Origin of the sequence: Sphaerisporangium rhizosphaerae, from assembly GCF_042665155.1 — a bacterium.
GTDB lineage: Bacteria > Actinomycetota > Actinomycetes > Streptosporangiales > Streptosporangiaceae > Sphaerisporangium > Sphaerisporangium rhizosphaerae.
Genome location: NZ_JBHTCG010000008.1, coordinates 22,417 through 39,897, shown reverse-complemented (window position 1 = coordinate 39,897; position 17,481 = coordinate 22,417). Strand labels below are relative to the sequence as shown.

The window sequence follows — 17,481 nt, the reverse complement described above, 5'->3', positions numbered from 1 at the left end:
CGCACGCCGCCGACATAGGTAAGGGATAAGCCTGGAATGACGGATATCCAGGCGGGCAAGGAGGCGGCCTCCGCGGTCGCCTCCGACATCTCCACGGTGCCCGCCATCGAGCTCGACGGGGTCGTCAAGGAATACCAAGCGCACGGGGAGATCGTCCAGGCCGTCAAAGGGGTCAGCCTGTCGATCTCCGAAGGCGAGTTCTTCTCCATGCTGGGGCCCTCGGGCTGCGGCAAGACAACCACCATGCGGATGATCGCCGGGTTCGAGGACCCCACGCGGGGCGCCGTACGGCTGCACGGGCAGGACGTCACCGACGTCCCGCCGAACAAGCGCGACGTGAACATGGTCTTCCAGTCCTACGCGCTGTTCCCGCACATGAACGTGTGGGAGAACGTGGCCTTCGGGCTGCGGCGCAGGCGCGTCCCCGACCAGGAGCTCAGGCGGCGGGTCGGCGAGATGCTGGAGATCGTGGACCTCACCGGCCGCGAGAAGCGCCGGCCGCGCGAGATGTCCGGCGGTCAGCAGCAGCGGGTCGCCCTGGCCCGGGCGCTGGTGAACCACCCCCGGGCGCTGCTGCTGGACGAGCCGCTCGGCGCGCTGGACCTCAAGCTGCGCCAGGCGATGCAGATCGAGCTGAAGCGCATCCAGCGCGAGGTGGGCATCACCTTCGTGTACGTGACCCACGACCAGAACGAGGCGCTCACCATGAGCGACCGCATCGCCGTCATGAACGACGGCCTGGTCGAGCAGCTGGCCGGTCCGAGGGAGATCTACGAGCGGCCGGCGACCAAGTTCGTCGCCGGGTTCATCGGCACCTCCAACCTGCTCGCCGGCACGGCCGAGCGGGTCGACGGGGGCATGGCGATGGTGCGGCTCGGGGAGCGTGACCGGGTGCTGGTGCCGGTCGCCGAGGGGACGGGGCTGGACGGCCCGGTCGAGGTGACCGTGCGGCCCGAGAAGATCAGGATCTCGCGGGAGGAGCCCGTCGCGGACCTCAGCGCCGTACGGGGCACCGTGGCCGAGGTGGCCTATCTCGGCACCTACAACAGCTATGCCGTGAACCTGGCGGGCGGGGCGGAGTTCACGGTCTTCGAGCAGAACGCCAACGACAGCAGCATCACGGCGGAGCGCGGTGACTCCGTCTGGCTGTCCTGGCAGCCGCACCACTCGTACGCGATAGGAAGTTGAACCACCTCATGACCCCTCCTCGTGATCTCGCGTTCCTGCGTGGCCTGACCCAGCGTCGCGGCCTGCCCCCGAACCGTGGCGGCGACGGCGTCAGCCGGCGTGACGCCCTGCGCCTGGCGGGCCTGTCCGCCGCCGCGATGGGCCTGGCGGCCTGCGGCGTCCAGGGAAAGAAGGTCGAGCCGCCCAAGCCCAGCGCGGCCGCCGGCTACTGGGCCGACAAGACCAAGAACGGGACGCTGCGCTTCGCCAACTGGCCGCTCTACATCGACAAGGACGGCAAGAAGTACCCGACCCTGGAGAAGTTCACCAAGGAGACGGGCATCAAGGTCACCTACCAGGAGGCCATCCAGGACAACTCCACCTGGTTCGGCAAGATCCAGCCGCAGCTCGCCGCCGGCCAGGACATCGGCTACGACCTGATGGTGATGACCAACGGCATCCAGCTGACCCGGGCGATCGCGCTCGGCTACCTGGTGGCGCTCGACCACGAGAAGCTGCCGAACTTCGCCGCCAACGCGGGCGCCAAGTACAAGAACCCCACCTACGACCCGGACAACACCTACACGATTCCGTGGCAGTCCGGCATCACCGGCATCGCCTACAACCCCAAGTACGTCGACGGGGAGATCGCGAGCATCCAGGAGCTCTGGAACCCCAAGTACAAGGGCAAGGTCGGCATGCTGCTCGACACCCAGGAGATCGCCAACTTCGGGCTGTTCGCGCTGGGCATCGACCCGGACAAGTCCACCCAGGCCGACTGGGAGAAGGCCGGCCAGAAGCTCCAGCAGCAGCGCGACGCCGGGCTCGTGCGCAAGTACTACGAGAACGACTACGTGGACGCGCTGGTGCGCGGCGACATCTGGATCTGCATGGCCTGGTCGGGCGACGTGTTCCAGCAGATCGCCGAGGGCCAGGATCTGAAGTTCGTGATCCCCCAGGAGGGGGGCACGATCTGGACCGACAACATGTGCATCCCCAAGACCGCGCAGAACCCGGTCGACGCCCTGGCCATGATGGACTACGTCTACAAGCCCGAGGTGGCGGCGGCCCTGGCCGAGTCCATCAACTACATCACCCCCGTGCCCGGCGCCCAGCAGGTCGTCAAGGCCGACGCCGCCAAGGCGAGCGGGGAGGACAAGAAGTCGCTCGACCTGCTGGCGAGCAGCCCGCTGATCTTCCCGTCGGAGTCCGACCTGGCCAAGCTGCGCACCTACAAGACCCTGACGCCGGCCGAGGAGAAGGTCTTCGAGCACATCTTCCAGCCGATCGCCCAGGGCTAGCGCCATGAGACGCAAGCTCGCGCCCTACCTGCTCATCCTCCCGGGCGGGCTGTGGCTGGTGCTGTTCCTGGTGGTCCCGCTGGTGTTCATGGCCTCGGTCTCCACCCAGGAGGGCGACGTCGTGTACGGCTTCGCCCAGACCTTCCACTTCGCCAACTACACCGACGCGCTGGTGCAGTACAAGACGCAGTTCCTGCGGTCGGTCGGCTACGGCCTCATCGGCACGGTGGCGGCCATCGCGCTCGCCTACCCCGTGGCGTACTGGATCGCCTTCAAGGGCGGCAGCCGCAAGTCGACCTACCTGCTGCTGGTGCTGCTGCCGTTCTTCGTGTCGTTCGTGCTGCGCACGGTGTCGTGGAAGTTCCTGCTCGCCGACGACGGCATCCTGCTGCAGCCGCTGAAGGACGCGGGGATGCTGCCGGCGGACTTCCACATCCTGGCGACCTCGGTCGCGGTCATCTTCGGCCTGACCTACAACTACCTGCCGTTCATGATCCTGCCGATCTACGTTGCGCTGGAGCGGGTGGACCCCCGCGTGGTGGAGGCGGCCCACGACCTGTACGCCACGCCCCGGGAGTCGTTCACCAAGATCGTGCTGCCGCTGTCCCTGCCGGGGGTGTTCGCCGGAGTGCTGATGACCTTCGTCCCGATGACCTCCGACTACGTCAACGCCGCGATCCTCGGCGGCCCGGCCAACACGATGATCGGCAACATCATCCAGACAGAGTACCTGACGAACAACAACTACCCGGTCGGCGCCGCGCTGTCGTTCACGCTGATGGCGGTGATGCTCGTCGGCATCTTCGTCTACGCCCGGGCCCTTGGCACCGAGAACGTCCTCGAGGCGGCGGCCCGATGAGCGGCCCGGCGAGCATCCCTCCGAGCCCCCCGGCGAGCCCCCCGGTGAGCACCGCGACCGCGCCGCGGGCCGAGGCGCCCGCGCCGGGGCCGCCGCGCCGCGGACGCTCCCGCAAGGGCGACCGCGTGCTGTTCGCCTACACCTGGCTCGTGCTGGTGTGGCTGTTCCTCCCGATCGCCGTGATGATCGTGTTCGGGTTCAACGACACCAAGAGCAAGTCGAACGTGAGCTGGCAGGGCTTCACCTTCAAGTGGTGGGGGCGGCTCGGCGACTACCCCGAGCTGACCGGCGCCCTGTGGAACTCCATCTCGATCGCGCTGATCGCCACGGCCGTCACCACCGCGCTCGGCACGCTGATGGGCATCGCCCTCGGCCGCTACCGCTTCCGCGGGCAGGGGGCCACCAACCTGGTCATGTTCGCGGCGATCTCCTCGCCCGAGCTGGTCATGGGCACCTCGCTGCTGTCGCTGTTCATCAGCATGGGCGTGCAGACCGGCTACTGGACCGTCGTCATCGCGCACGTGCTGTTCTCGGTGTCGTTCGTCGCGGTGACCGTGCGGGCCAGGGTCGTCGGCCTGGACGGCTCGGTGGAGGAGGCCGCGCGCGACCTGGGCGCCTCGACCTGGATCACCTTCTGGCGGGTCACCTTCCCGATGATCCTCCCGGGTGTCATCTCCGGAGCCCTGCTGGCGTTCGCGCTGTCGATCGACGACTTCGTCATCACCCAGTTCACCAGCGGCACGACCACCACCTTCCCCCTGTGGATCTACGGCGCCGTCCGCATCGGCGTCCCGCCACAGGTCAACATCCTCGGCACGCTGATCTTCGCGGTCGGCGTGGCGATCGCCGTGATCAACACGGTGACCTCCCGCCGTCGCACCTGACGCGGGAGACCATCACCCGGCCACCCTGCCGGGACATACGACGCAGTTCGTAGGGACGTGAAATTCGTGGATCCGCTGAAAGCACTGGCTGACGCGGAGCGTAAGCCGTACTGGTTGGACAGTCCGGACAAACCTGAGCCGCTGCGGCGGCTCTTCGAGGAGACGGCCGCCGACCTGGCCGTGGTCGGCGGCGGGTTCTCCGGCCTGTGGGCGGCCCTCCTGGCCAAGGAACGCGACCCCTCGCTCGACGTCGTCCTGCTCGAGGGCCGGCGCGTCGGCTGGGCCGCCTCCGGGCGCAACGGCGGCTTCTGCGTCGCCAGCCTCACCCACGGGCTCGCCAACGGCCTGGCGCGCTGGCCGCAGGAGATCTCCACCCTCGTGCGGCTCGGCCGGGACAACCTCGACGAGATCGAGCGGACGGTGGCCCGGTACGGCATCGACTGCGCCTTCGAGCGCACCGGCGAGCTGCACGTGGCCACCGAGCCGTGGCAGCTCGACGGCATGGCGCAGGACGTGGAGATCGCCCGCGAGCTGGGCATGGACCACCGTCTGCTGGACCGGGACCAGGTGCGCGCCGAGGTCGCCTCGCCCACCTACGCGGGCGGGCTGTGGGACCGTGACGGCTGCGCGATGCTCGACCCGGCGCGGCTCGCCTGGGGCCTGCGCGAGGCGTGCCTGTCGCTCGGGGTGCGCATCTACGAGCGCAGCCCGGTGCGCTCGCTCAGGGACGACGGGACGGCCATCGAGCTGACCACCCCGCACGGCAAGGTGCGCGCCGCCAAGGTCGCCCTCGGCACGGGGGTCTTCCCGCCGCTGCTCGGCCGGCTGAAGAACTTCGTCGTGCCGGTGTACGACTACGCGCTGATGACCGAGCCGCTGTCGCCCGAGCAGCTCGCCTCCGTCGGCTGGCGCAACCGGCAGGGCATCGGCGACGGGGCCAACCAGTTCCACTACTACCGGCTCACCGAGGACGACCGCATCCTGTGGGGTGGCTACGACGCCGTGTACTACAACGGCGGCCGGGTCAGGCAGGAGTACGAGCAGCGCGACGCGACCTTCGCCACGCTGGCCTCGCACTTCTCCACGACCTTCCCCCAACTGGAGGGGGTCCGCTTCACCCACCGCTGGGGCGGGGTGATCGACACCTGCAGCCGGTTCAGCGCGTTCTTCGGCAAGGCGCACCGGGGGCGGCTGGCCTACGCGGTCGGCTACACCGGGCTCGGGGTCGGCGCGACGCGGTTCGGCGCCAACGTGATGCTGGACCTGCTGTCGGGGGAGCCGACCGAGCGCACCGAGCTTCACATGGTCCGCGAGAAGCCGGTGCCGTTCCCGCCGGAGCCGCTGAGGTCGGGCGTCATCCAGCTCACCCGCTGGTCGATCGCGCAGGCCGACGCCCACGAGGGCCGCCGCAACATCTGGCTGCGCACCCTGGACCGGCTGGGGCTCGGCTTCGACTCCTGAACGCGAGGCGGGCGACCGGTCATCGGCGAACCGGCGACCGGTCGTCCGTGATCGGCGGCCGGTCGCCGGCGGACCGGCCCCGGCTCGCGAGGGCCGGGGCCGGTACCGGAGATCAGTGCCCTGAGCGCACCTTCGCGGTGGGCGCGGAGGTCGCGGTCGCGGGGTTGTAGCCGGTGGCCGACACCGTCACCCGGACCGAGATCCGGGCCCCGCGGTCGTGTCCCGTGAGGTGGTAGGCGTGGCCGGTGGCCCCCCTGACGGGGACGCCGTCGCGCAGCCACCGGTAGGCGACCTTGTCGGGGGACGGCGTCCAGGTGCCGGGGGAGGCGGTCAGCGTCCGGCCGACCTTGGCGGCGCCGGTCACGGCCGGCGCCCGGCCCGGGGCGATCGTCCCGCGCGCGACCGGCGCGGTGGGCTGCGAGGTCGCCGACGCCGGGGCGAGGTAGGGGTCGTCGGTGCTCACCGTGACCGTCACGGCCTTGCCGAGGTCGGCCGGGCGTGGACGGAACGTCGGGCCGGTCGCGCCGGAGACCGGCGCCCCGCCGACCGACCACTGGTAGGTGAAGCCCGCCACCTGCCGCGACCAGGAGCCGCTGGAGGCGGTGAGTTCGCCGCCGACCGCGGCGGCGCCGCTGATCACCGGGGCCGCGGTGGCGGTCACCGCGGGCCTGCGGGCATCGTGCAGGTCCACCTCGGCGGCGCGGACGAACACCTGCCGGTGGGCGTACCAGAGCTGGTAGTACCGGTCCTGGCCCTTCAGGTCGGTGCGGTCGCCGGGCGCGGACCCGTCGAAGGTGGTCGCCCGGTAGTAGTCGGTGACGACGTCGTCGTCGCTGACCGCGTACTCCTGCCCGGCGGGGATCTTGTACTCCAGCGGAGACAGCGCCTGCACCGGGATGCCGGTGCCGGTGTAGGCCGAGGTCTCGGGGTAGGCGCGGCCGTAGATGTTCGCCGGGGTCGTCGCCGGGGCGGCCGTGACGGTCTTGGCCAGGGCGCGCACCGCGACGGGCCTTTCGGCCGGGTTGTGCAGCCAGGTCAGCGACCCGGCCCACCACACGCCGAGCCAGTCGCCCTGCACCTGCGCCACGACGAGCTTCTGCCCGGAGGTCACGCGCGCGCTGACGTCGCTGGCGTAGGTCGTGCCGTCCGCGCCGGCCGGCTTCCAGCCCGGGTCCCTGGCGAGCGGCGCGTCGTCGGAGGGGGCCTGGTGCAGCGGGACGAAGTTGGTGCCCGCGCCGGGGACGCATTCGGGCGAGTTGGGGGAGGCCGCGGCGCATCCGGTGACGGTCTGCGGGTTGCCGGCGTAGCCGGTGCGCACCTCGACCACGTCGCCGGGCGCGACGTCGGCCGTGGCCGGCCGCGCGCCGCCGACCGGGGCGCCGAGCAGCTCGAAGTAGTGGTCCCAGTCCCAGTACGGCCCCGGGTCCCAGTGGACGCTCTTGGTGGCGCCGAGCACGGTCCCGGGCACCTGGTCGTGGCCGATGACGTGCGCGCGGTCCAGCGGGATGCCGTACTCGGCCGCCAGGTGCCTCACCAGCGCGGCCGAGGTCTGGTACATCGACTCGGTGAACCACGCGGCGGTGCCGGCGAAGCCCTCGTGCTCGATGCCGATCGAGTGCATGTTCACATACCAGTTGCCGGCGTGCCAGCCCACGTCCTTGGGGTCGAGGTGCTGGGCGATGTGCCCGTCGGAGGAGCGGATGGTGTAGTTCCACGCCAGGTAGGTCGGGTCCTGGACCAGCCGGATGGACGGGGCGTAGTAGCCCTCGGTGTCGTGGATCACGATGTACTTGAGCTTCGGCCCGCCGGGCCCGGTGCGGTCGGCGAGGTCGTGGTTGCCGTAGGCGGTGGTGCCGTCGGGGTCGGTGGCCTTCGCCTTGGCGTACGGCGCCTCGATCCACTCGCAGTCCGGCCCCGCCGGGCAGTCGATCTCGACGGCGGCCGCCTGGGCGGGCACGGGGGCCGAGGCGTCGGCGGGCAGGGTGACCCGCTGGCCGTCCTGGGTGAGGCGGCTCTGGCCGTTCTTCAGGGTCCGGTACACCTGCGGGACGAAGTCCTTCTTGCCGCCGAGGCGGGCGACCGCGTCGCGCCAGCCCCCGAGCCCTTCGCCGCCCTGGTGGTAGGAGGCCAGCACGGCGGCGCCGCCGCAGACGCCGGCGTTGGCGTCCTGCCTGAGGGCGGTCGGCGACAGGCCGGTGAGGGCGGCGGCGGTGTCGATCTGGCTCGCGGGCGCGGCCGTGCGGCCCTTGCCGGCGCCGTCCTGGGCCGGGGGCGCCTGCGCGCTCAGACCGAACAGTCCGTAGCCGCCGTCGCCGTTCGGGCGGCCCTGGTGGTCGTCCCAGCGGGACTGCATGTAGGACACGGCCTTCAGCAGCGCCTCGGGCACGCGGGAGGCCTTGGCGGCCTCCGCGAACGCGGCCTCGCGCGTCGGCGCGGCCACCGTCGCGGCGCAGGAGACGGAGGGGGCTGAGGCGGGGCCGGCGCTCGTCGCGAGGGCGGCGGAGCCGGCCGACAGCAGAAAGGCCGTGGCCACGCCCGCCACGGCCATGCTGCGTGCTGGAGATTTCACGGATGTGACTCCTTTTCGACCGCCCGGGAGTGGAGGCTCCCGGGCTTGAGCCATCACATCGCCGTGACGTCGCTTCGCGCCAGGGCATCGAGTAAAGAAACGGTTAAGATCGGCAGCAAAGTAGTAGTACGGCACACTCTGGGCGTCTTCCCCCGAAATCACACCCTGCGAGTTGCGGTGTGACGTGCATTTTGCTCCGTTATGGGCAGTAGGCCATCAATCAACCCCTGCTAGAGGGCGTAATAAGGATGGTGGGATGTCCGGTCTCGGGGAATCGATCGCCGTAGGTGTCGAAGAGGAATTCCACGTCGTGGACCTCGAGACGCGTCACCTGGTGCCTCGCGCCGAGAGCCTGCTGGAGCGTTTACCGCAGGAGCGGTTCACCCATGAGCTGCAGCGTTCGGTCGTGGAGTCCAACAGCCGTCCCTACGTCCGCCTGGAGGACCTCGGCCACGACCTGACCGCGCTGCGCCGCACGGTCGTCGAGGCGGCCGACGGCCTCGGGCTCGGCATCGTCGCCGCCGGCACGGTGCCGCTGGTCGACCGGGCCGCGCTCAAGGTCTCGCCGGACGCGCGGTACGAGAAGATGCTGGAGGACTACCAGCTCCTCACCCGCGAGCAGCTGATCTGCGGCGCGCAGGTGCACGTGGACGTGGCCAACCGCGACCTGGCCGTCGAGGTGGCCCACCGCGTCGCCCGGTGGCTGCCGCCGCTGCTCGCGCTCAGCGCGAGCTCCCCGTACTGGATGGGCGCCGACAGCGGGTACGCCAGCTCCCGCACCCTGGTCTGGCAGCGCTGGCCCACCACCGGGCCGGTGCGCCACTTCTCCTCGGCCGCCGAGTACGACCGGATGGTCGCCGACCTGGTGCGCTCCGGCGTGATCAGCGACCCCGGGATGATCTACTTCGACGTCCGGCCCTCGGCGCACGTGTCCACGGTCGAGATGCGCATGTGCGACGCCTGCCCCCGGGTGGAGGACGTCCTGCTGCTGGCCGGGGTGTTCCGCGCGCTCGTCATGCGCGAATTGGAGGCCATCGAGAACGACGGGCCCGTCCAGCAGGAGATCTCCATGGAGCTGGTGCGGGCCGCCACCTGGCGGGCCGCCCGGTCGGGCCTGGAGGGAGCCCTGGTCGACCCGGCCGACGGCACGGCCAGGCCCGCCGCCGAGGTGATCAGGCGGATGCTCGACGACCTGCGGCCCCAGCTTTCGGCCACCGGCGACTGGGAGGCCGTCACCACGCTGGCCGAGTACGCGATCGGCCGGGGAAGCTCGGCCGACCGCCAGCGTCAGATCCTCGCCCACGGCGGCACCTTCGCCGACGTGGTGGACCGGCTGGTGGCCGCCACCCGCTCCGACGGCTGGCAGGCGGAGTTCGGCGGCCCCATCCCGCGCCTGACCACCGAACTGCTGGAGGACTACCGGGCGGTGCAGGACGAGGCCGTGATCGAGGGCATCGTGCGCGAGCCCTACCAGCCGGTCTTCCAGATCCTCGACAAGCTCGGCTCCGCGGAGCTGTGCCGGCGCGAGGCCCTGCGCGACGCCCGCATGAGCGAGACCGGCATGACGTTCAACGCCGAAGGGCAGGACGGGCCGCAGGACCGCGGGCCCGGCCGGGAGAGTGCGGAGAACGACCGCAAGATGCCCCTGGACCTGGTGCCGAGGCTGATCGCCGGCGACGACTGGACCAAGATCAGCGGCGGCCTGCCGCAACGGGTCCGCGCCCTGGAGGCGTTCCTGCGCGACGTCTACGGCCGGCGCGAGGTGATCAAGGATCGGGTGATCCCGGCCTGGATCGTGGACGAGTCCCCGGGCTACCGCCCCGCCGGCTGGCGGGTGCACAGCGCCGCGATCAGGGCCTCGGTCGCCGGCCTCGACGTCGCCCGCGACGGGGCCGGACGCTGGGTCGTCCTGGAGGACAACCTCAGGGTGCCCTCCGGCATCGGCTACGCGGTCGGCAACCGCCGCACCGCCGTCCACGCCCTGCCCGAACTCGACCGCGCCGGCGTCCTGGACCCCGAGGGCGCCGCCGGGCTGCTGCGCGAGGCGCTGCTCGCGGCCTCCCCCGCCTCCGACCCGGTCCTCGGCGTGGTGACCTCCGGGCCGGTCGACCCCGCCTACTACGAGCACCGCACCCTCGCCGAGGAGATGGGCGCGGTCCTGGCCGAGCCCGGCGACCTGTCGGTCCGCGACGGCGCCGTGTACGCCGCGGGGCGGCGGGTGGACCTGCTGTACCGCAGGATCGACGAGGACGACCTGCTCGGCGGCCCGCTCGGCCCCGCCCTGCTGGAGGCCGTCGAGAGCGGCGCCCTCACCCTGGCCAACGCGCCGGGCAACGGCGTGGCCGACGACAAGAGCCTGTACCGCTACGTGCCCCGGCTCATCGACTACTACCTGGGAGAGCGCCCGTTGCTCGCCAACGTCCCCACCTACCTGTGCCGCGAGCCCGAGGACCGCGAGCAGGTCCTCGACCGCCTGCCGGAGCTGGTGGTCAAGCCGGTGGACGGCTACGGCGGCCAAGGAGTGATCATCGGTGAGCACGCCTCCGCGCGGGAGCTGGAGCAGGTGCGCGAGCGCATCCTCGCCGAACCCGAGCGGTGGGTCGCCCAGGAGACGATCGCCCTGTCCACCCACCCCACCTTCGACGGCGAGCGGATGCGCCCGCACGCCGTCGACCTGCGCGCGTTCGTGTTCCTGGGCAAGGACGCGGTCGTCCCGCGCGCGGCGCTGACCCGCGTCGCCCCCGCCGGGAGCATGATCGTCAACTCCTCTCAGGGCGGCGGGGCCAAGGACACCTGGCTGCTGAAGGAGGGCCTCTGATGTGCGGTCTCGCCGGAGAGATCCGGTTCGACGGCCGCGCGGCCGACATCGGCGCCGTCCAGCGCATGACCGAGACCATGACCGACCGGGGGCCGGACGGCACCGGCCTGTGGTCGCTCGGCCCGGTCGCCCTCGGGCACCGGCGGCTGCGCATCATCGACCTGTCCGACCGGGGCGCCCAGCCCATGGTCGACGCCGAGGCCGGCCTGACCGGGGTGTTCAACGGCTGCCTGTACAACTACCGGGAACTGCGCGAGGTGCTGCTGGCGGAGGGCTACCGGTTCTTCTCCACCTCCGACACCGAGGTGCTGCTGAAGTCCTACCGCCACTGGGGCCCGCGCTGCGTCGAGCGCTTCAAGGGCATGTTCGCCTTCGCCGTCGCCGAACGCGACACCGGCCGGCTCGTCCTCGGCCGCGACCGGCTCGGCATCAAGCCGCTCTACCTCACCCGGGACGCCGCCCGGCTGCGCTTCGCCTCCACCCTGCCCGCGCTCCTGGCCGGCGGTGGCGTGGCCACCGACATCGACCGGGTGGCGCTGCACCACTACATGACCTTCCACTCGGTGGTGCCCTCGCCCCGCACCATCCTGACCGGTGTGGAGAAGCTGCCGCCCGCCACGGTCCGCACCATCGAGCCCGACGGCACGAGCAGCGACGACCACTACTGGAACCCGCCCTACGCCCGCCCGGCCGGCGGCGCCCCGGGCAGCGGCGAGGTGCAGCTCGACGTGCTGCGGGCCGGGCGGGAGGAGATGGGCCCCGGCGAGTGGCGCGAAGCCGTGCTGGACGCCCTGCGGGCCGCCGTGCGGCGCCGCATGGTGGCCGACGTGCCGGTCGGGGTGCTGCTGTCCGGCGGCCTGGACTCCAGCCTGATCGTCGCCCTGCTGGCCGAGGAGGGCCAGCGGGACCTGGCGACCTTCAGCGTGGGCTTCCACGCGGCGGGCGGGGAGTCCGGCGACGAGTTCGCCTACTCCGACCTGGTGGCCCGGCGCTTCGGCACCGACCACCACCGCATCATGGTCGACGACCTGCGGCTGCTGCCGTCCCTGGAAAGCGCCGTGGCGGCGATGAGCGAGCCGATGGTCAGCCACGACTGCGTCGCCTTCCACCTGCTGTCGCAGGAGGTGTCCAAGCACGTCAAGGTGGTGCAGTCCGGCCAGGGCGCGGATGAGGTGTTCGCCGGCTACGACTGGTACCCGCCGCTTGAGGACGTGGCGCGCGAGGACGCCGCCGAGGTGTACGCGAAGGTCTTCTTCGACCGCCCGCACGAGGAGCTCGCCCGCATCCTCCAGCCGGACTACCTGCTGGAGGAGGACGTCAGCGGCGACTTCGTCCGCCGTCACCTCGCCATGCCCGGCGCCGACACCGCCCTGGACGCCGTCCTGCGTCTGGACACCGGCGTCATGCTGGTCGACGACCCGGTCAAGCGGGTCGACAACATGACGATGGCCTTCGGGCTGGAGGCCCGCACCCCGTTCCTGGACCACGAGCTGGTCGAGCTGGCCGCCACCTGCCCGCCGGAGCTGAAGCTGGCCTCAGGCGGCAAGGGGGTGCTCAAGGCCGCCGCGCGCGGCCTGGTCCCCGACGAGGTCATCGACCGGCCCAAGGGCTACTTCCCCGTGCCGGCCATCCGCCACATCCACGGGCCCTTCCTCGACCTGGTCGGCGACGCCCTCACCGGGCAGGTGGCCCGCGACCGCGGCCTGTTCCGGCCCGCCATGGTGGACAAGCTGCTCGCCGCGCCCGGTGAGCACCGAACGACCCTGGGAGCCAACGCGTTGTGGCAACTTGGACTCCTGGAGTTGTGGTTGCAAGCACAAGGAGTCTGACGTCGACATCTCATGGATCTGCCGATCGCCCGCCCTGTCGCCCGACAACAGGTCGCTCGCCTATGTCAGCGACCGCGACGGCTCCCCACGCGTGTGGGTCCAGCCGCTCGAACGCGACGGCGCGCGGCGCGCGCGGGTGCTCGACACCGGCCCCGAGCCGGTCGGCGACGTGCTGTGGTCGCCGGACGGCGAGTGGCTGGCCGTCACGGTGTCACCCGGTGGGGGAGAGCACACCCAGGTGTGGGCGATGCGGCCGGACGGCGCCGACCGCCGCCTGCTCGCCGGCCCGACCGGCAGCCCGGCCAAGGGCTCGGCGGTGTTCGTCCGCTGGACCGGGCAGGGCTCGACGCTGCTGGTCGCCGAGCTGTCGGGCTCCGGCGCGACCGAGGCGGTGCTCATCGACGCCCGCCTCGGCCACCGCGACACCATCGCGGCCGGCCCGCTGATGTGGCCGAGCGCGGTCAGCCGCGACCACCGCCGGGCCCTGCTGCGCCACGGCCCGCGCGGGATGCGCGAGATGGCGGTCGCCGATCTGCCCTTCGGCGAGGAGCGGCCGCTGCTGCCGCCCTCGACCGACCTCGGCGCGCTGTCCCCGGACGGTGAGGTCGCCTACATCCGCTCCAACGCCGGCCGCGACCGCACCGCCCTGATCGCCATGCCCGTGGGCGGCGCCCCGCGCGTCGTCGCCGAGCGCCCCGACGCCGAGCTCGACCGGTTCGCGGTGAGCATGGACGGCACCGTCGCCCTGCTGGCGTGGAACCTCGCCGGGCGCTCCGAGCTGGAGGTCGCCGACCTGATCGAGGGCGCCACCCGGCCGCTCCCGCCGCCGCCGGTGGAGGTGGTCACCTCCGTGCGGCTGTCGCTGGACGGCGCGCTGGCCGTCATGGCGGGGGAGTCACCGGACACCCCCTCCCACGTGCTGCTGTGCGACCTGGCGACGGGCGTCTACCACCGGGTGGCCGGGGACGAGCCGCTGCCCCACAAGGTGGACGCCGAGCTGGTCCGCTTCGCCGCCAGGGACGGCCTGGAGCTCACCGGCTGGCTCTACCGCGCCGGGCGCGGCGCGGGGCCGTGCGCCATCTGGCTGCACGGCGGTCCCGAGAGCCAGGAGCGGCCGGGCTTCAACCCGCTGTTCCAGCGGCTGCTCTCGGCGGGCGTCAGCGTCTTCGCGCCCAACGTGCGCGGCTCCTCCGGCTTCGGGCGCGCCTTCCAGGACGCCGACAACCACGCGCTGCGCTTCCACGCCATCGACGACGTCGCCGACTGCGCCGGGTTCCTCGTCGGCGCCGGCGTCGCCGACCCGGCGAAGGTCGCCTGCATGGGCCGCTCCTATGGCGGCTACCTCACCCTCGCCGCGCTCGTGACCTATCCCGAGCTGTTCCGGGCCGGGGTCGACGTGTGCGGCATGGCCGACTTCGCCACCTTCTACGCCCGCACCGAGCCCTGGATCGCCGCGGCGGCCGTCAGCGAGTACGGCGACCCGGTGGCCGACCGGGAGCTGCTGTGGTCGCTGTCGCCGCTGCACGCCTTCGACCGGCTGACCGCCCCGCTGCTGGTCGTCCACGGGGCGCAGGACACCAACGTCCCGGTCCACGAGGCCGAGCAGGTCGTCGCCGCCGCGACGGCCCGGGGCGTCCCGTGCCGCTACCTGCTGTTCGAGGACGAGGGTCACGAGACCCTCCGCAAGGCCAACAAGATCGCCTTCATGGACGCCGTCGTCGACTGGTGCGACCGCTGGCTCTGCTGACCGGTCATGCCCGCACGGGCCGGCGGCGTCCGGGCGGCGCGGGGCCGTGCGGGGCCGTGCCGCCCGGCCTTGCGATGATCGGGGAGCCGCCGGGGGCTCGGATGGGGTTGACTTGGGGCATGGCCGATCACGTTCAGTTCCAGGCCGACGGCGTCACGCTCGCCGGCGACCTGCGCGTCCCGCCCGGCGACGGGCCCCACCCGGCGCTGGTGCTCACCGGTCCGTTCACCGGGGTCAAAGAGCAGGTGACCGGCCTGTACGCCGCGAGGCTCGCGGACGCCGGCTACCTCACGCTCGCCTTCGACCACCGCGGCTTCGGCGCCTCGGGGGGCGAGCCCCGGCGGCAGGAGGACCCGCAGGGCAAACTGCGCGACCTGCGCGCCGCCGTCTCCTTCCTGCGCGGCCTGCCCGCGGTGGACGGCGGCCGGATCGGGGCCGTCGGCATCTGCCTCGGCGCGGGGTACGCCCTCCGCTTCGCCGCCTTCGACCCGCGGGTCAAGGTCTTCGTGGGCATCGCCGGGGCCTACAACGACCCCTACGCCATGCGGTCGGGCATGACCGACCAGGGCTACCAGCAGGCGCTGGCGTCCCTCACCGAGGCCCTCGAACGGCAGGACCGCGGCGGCGCGGTCGAGTACATCCCCGCGGTGGCCGAGTCGGGCGAGGCGGCCATGCCGGGCGAGGAGCCGTTCGCCTACTACGGCACCGAGCGCTCCGCGGCGTCCTCGTGGGTGAACGAGGTCACCCGCGCGTCGATCCGCGAGCTGATCACCGTGGACAACATGATGGGCGCCGACTTCCTGTCGCCCAAGCCGGGGCTGATCGTGCACGGCGTCGTCGACCGCTTCTGCTCGCCCGAGGGCGCCGAGGAGGCCTACAAGCGCATGGGCGAGCCGAAGCAGATCGTCTGGCTGGACGCCAAGCTCCACATCGACCTGTACGACACCGAGCCCTACGTCACCCAGGCCGTCGAGGCGACGGCCCGGTTCCTCGCCGGGCACCTGTAGGCCGGCCGGTGTCCTCGCGCGAACTCGTCGTGCTCGGGACGGGCAGCCAGACGCCCACCCGGCGCCGCAACCACAACGGCTACCTGCTGCGCTGGGACGGCGTGGGCCTGCTGTTCGACCCGGGCGAGGGCACCCAGCGCCAGATGATCATGGCGGGGGTCGCCGCGACCGACGTGAACCGCATCCTGATCAGCCACTTCCACGGCGACCACTGCCTCGGGGTGCCCGGCGTGATCCAGCGCATGTCCCTGGACCGCGTCCCGCACCCGGTGTACGCCCACTTCCCCGCGTCGGGCGCCGACTACTTCGCCCGGCTGCGCCACGCCAGTTCCTACCACGAGACCGCCACGGTGATCGCGCAGCCGGTCGTGTCGCCGGGCGTGATCGCGGCGGACCGGTCCGGCCGTCTGGAGGCCCATCCCCTGGACCACCCGGTGCCCGCGTTCGGGTACCGGCTGGTCGAGCCGGACGGGTGCCGGATGCTGCCCGAACGGCTGCGCCGGCACGGCATCTCCGGCCCGCGCGTGGGCGAGCTGCAGCGCGAGGGCTCGCTCCGCGCCGGCGGGCGCACGGTCACGCTGGAGGAGGTCAGCGTGCCCCGGCCGGGCCAGCGGTTCGCCTTCGTCATGGACACCCGGCTGTGCGAGGGGGTGTTCGCCCTGGCCGACGGCGCCGACCTGCTGGTGATCGAGTCGACGTTCCTGGACCAGGACGCCCGCCTGGCCCGCGACTTCGGCCACCTCACGGCGGGCGAGGCCGGTCGCGTGGCCCGTGAGTGCGGGGTGCGGCGCCTGGTGCTCACCCACTTCTCCCAGCGCTACAGCGACCCCGCGCTGTTCGGCGCCCAGGCGGCCCGCCACTTCGCCGGCGAGATCGTCGTCGCCGAGGACCTCACCCGCGTCCCCGTGCCGTCCCGCCGCCGAGCCGGCGACCTGAGTTCCAAATAGTGAAATAGTGGTCTACCATGTGGAACGTGGTGGACGACGGCGACACGACGGGCGAGGACGCCGGACGCCTCGTCGGCGCCGGCCGCGTGCTCGCCATCCTCGCCGAGCTGGCCCGCCACCCCGACGGCGTCACGCTCGAGGAGATGGCCCGCGCGGCCGCGAGCCCCAAGCCCACGGTCCACCGCGCGCTGGCCTCGCTGGCGCGCTTCGGCTTCGCCACCAGGAACGGCCGCGGCCACTACGTGCTGGGCGACGAGTTCCTCCGCCTGGCCTTCGCCCACCACGAGGCGCGCCCCGACCACGTCCGCGTCGGGCCTGTGCTGCACTCCCTGGCCGAGCGCTACGGCGAGACCGCGCACTACGCCATCCTGGACGGCGCCACGGTCGTCTACCGGTCCAAGGCCGACCCGCCGCTCGGCGCCGTCAAGCTGACCTCCACGGTCGGCGGGCGCAACCCCGCCCACTGCACCGCCGTGGGCAAGATGCTCCTGTCCCACGCGCTGCCCGACGACGCCGTCGTCGCCGCCTGGGCCGGCGGGCGGTCACTCGAGCGTCGCACCGGCAACACCGTCACCACCGCGCGGGCGCTGGCCGCCGAACTGCGCGCCACCCGCGAGCGGGGGTACGCCATCGACGACCAGGAGAACGAGCCCGGCATCGTCTGCGTCGCCGTCCCCGCCTTCCTGACCTCCCCGACCGTGCCGAGCGGCGCGGTCAGCGTCTCGGCGCCCGCCTACCGCACGTCCCTCAGCCGGCTGGTCGAGCAGGTGCCCGCCATCCGCGCGATGGTCGCCGAACACGAGACCCCGCGATGACCCCCGGCCGCCCCAAGGCACCGTCCCGCCGCCATCGTGGGCGCCGTCCAGGCCCGCGGGCCACGCCGGGGCGGTGA

The 17,481-nt window shown here is 72.3% G+C and carries 12 protein-coding genes; 11 read left to right on the top strand and 1 reads right to left on the bottom strand.

Features of this window, described 5'->3' with window-relative positions:
* The first annotated feature begins 36 nt into the window (after nucleotides 1-36).
* From ACFQSB_RS14000 to ACFQSB_RS13980, 5 genes are all read left to right on the top strand, one after another.
* A complete protein-coding gene (locus tag ACFQSB_RS14000; RefSeq protein WP_354842280.1) occupies nucleotides 37-1,188 on the top strand; it encodes an ABC transporter ATP-binding protein in 1,152 nt (383 codons plus the stop codon).
* Between the two features lie 8 nt (nucleotides 1,189-1,196).
* Entirely contained in the window at nucleotides 1,197-2,468 is a 1,272-nt protein-coding gene (locus tag ACFQSB_RS13995; protein ID WP_380826802.1) for an ABC transporter substrate-binding protein, read from the top strand.
* Nucleotides 2,469-2,472: 4 nt separating this feature from the next.
* A complete protein-coding gene (locus ACFQSB_RS13990) occupies nucleotides 2,473-3,327 on the top strand; it encodes an ABC transporter permease (protein WP_380826800.1) in 855 nt (284 codons plus the stop codon).
* 44 nt (nucleotides 3,328-3,371) lie between these two features.
* Nucleotides 3,372-4,211, top strand: a complete 840-nt coding sequence (locus ACFQSB_RS13985; RefSeq protein ID WP_380826799.1) for an ABC transporter permease — start codon at nucleotides 3,372-3,374, stop codon at nucleotides 4,209-4,211.
* A gap of 66 nt (nucleotides 4,212-4,277) precedes the next feature.
* A complete protein-coding gene (locus ACFQSB_RS13980; protein ID WP_380826798.1) occupies nucleotides 4,278-5,672 on the top strand; it encodes an NAD(P)/FAD-dependent oxidoreductase in 1,395 nt (464 codons plus the stop codon).
* A gap of 112 nt (nucleotides 5,673-5,784) precedes the next feature.
* On the opposite strand, the gene ACFQSB_RS13975 is transcribed toward ACFQSB_RS13980, so the two are convergent.
* Complete coding sequence (locus ACFQSB_RS13975; RefSeq protein WP_380826796.1) at nucleotides 5,785-8,241, bottom strand: N-acetylmuramoyl-L-alanine amidase; 2,457 nt, start codon at nucleotides 8,239-8,241, stop codon at nucleotides 5,785-5,787.
* A gap of 256 nt (nucleotides 8,242-8,497) precedes the next feature.
* Here ACFQSB_RS13975 and ACFQSB_RS13970 point away from each other — a divergent pair, with 256 nt between their 5' ends.
* The 6 genes from ACFQSB_RS13970 to ACFQSB_RS13945 all read left to right on the top strand — a co-directional run bounded on the left by ACFQSB_RS13970 (nucleotide 8,498) and on the right by ACFQSB_RS13945 (nucleotide 17,404).
* Nucleotides 8,498-11,059, top strand: coding sequence for a glutamate--cysteine ligase (locus tag ACFQSB_RS13970; RefSeq protein WP_380826795.1), 2,562 nt, complete (start codon nucleotides 8,498-8,500; stop codon nucleotides 11,057-11,059).
* Complete coding sequence (locus tag ACFQSB_RS13965) at nucleotides 11,059-12,888, top strand: N-acetylglutaminylglutamine amidotransferase (RefSeq protein WP_380826794.1); 1,830 nt, start codon at nucleotides 11,059-11,061, stop codon at nucleotides 12,886-12,888. The genes ACFQSB_RS13970 and ACFQSB_RS13965 overlap by 1 nt, the downstream gene beginning before the upstream one ends.
* Complete coding sequence (locus tag ACFQSB_RS13960; protein ID WP_380826793.1) at nucleotides 12,848-14,635, top strand: S9 family peptidase; 1,788 nt, start codon at nucleotides 12,848-12,850, stop codon at nucleotides 14,633-14,635. The genes ACFQSB_RS13965 and ACFQSB_RS13960 overlap by 41 nt, the downstream gene beginning before the upstream one ends.
* 119 nt (nucleotides 14,636-14,754) lie before the next feature.
* Nucleotides 14,755-15,642 carry an alpha/beta hydrolase gene (locus ACFQSB_RS13955; protein WP_354928882.1) on the top strand — a complete coding sequence of 296 codons (888 nt, stop codon included), beginning with the start codon at nucleotides 14,755-14,757 and terminating at the stop codon, nucleotides 15,640-15,642.
* An 8-nt stretch (nucleotides 15,643-15,650) separates the two neighbouring features.
* On the top strand, nucleotides 15,651-16,589 hold the full coding sequence (locus ACFQSB_RS13950; protein ID WP_380826790.1) for a ribonuclease Z: 939 nt from the start codon (nucleotides 15,651-15,653) through the stop codon (nucleotides 16,587-16,589).
* Between the two features lie 26 nt (nucleotides 16,590-16,615).
* Entirely contained in the window at nucleotides 16,616-17,404 is a 789-nt protein-coding gene (locus ACFQSB_RS13945) for an IclR family transcriptional regulator (RefSeq protein ID WP_380826789.1), read from the top strand.
* Nucleotides 17,405-17,481: the final 77 nt, after the last annotated feature.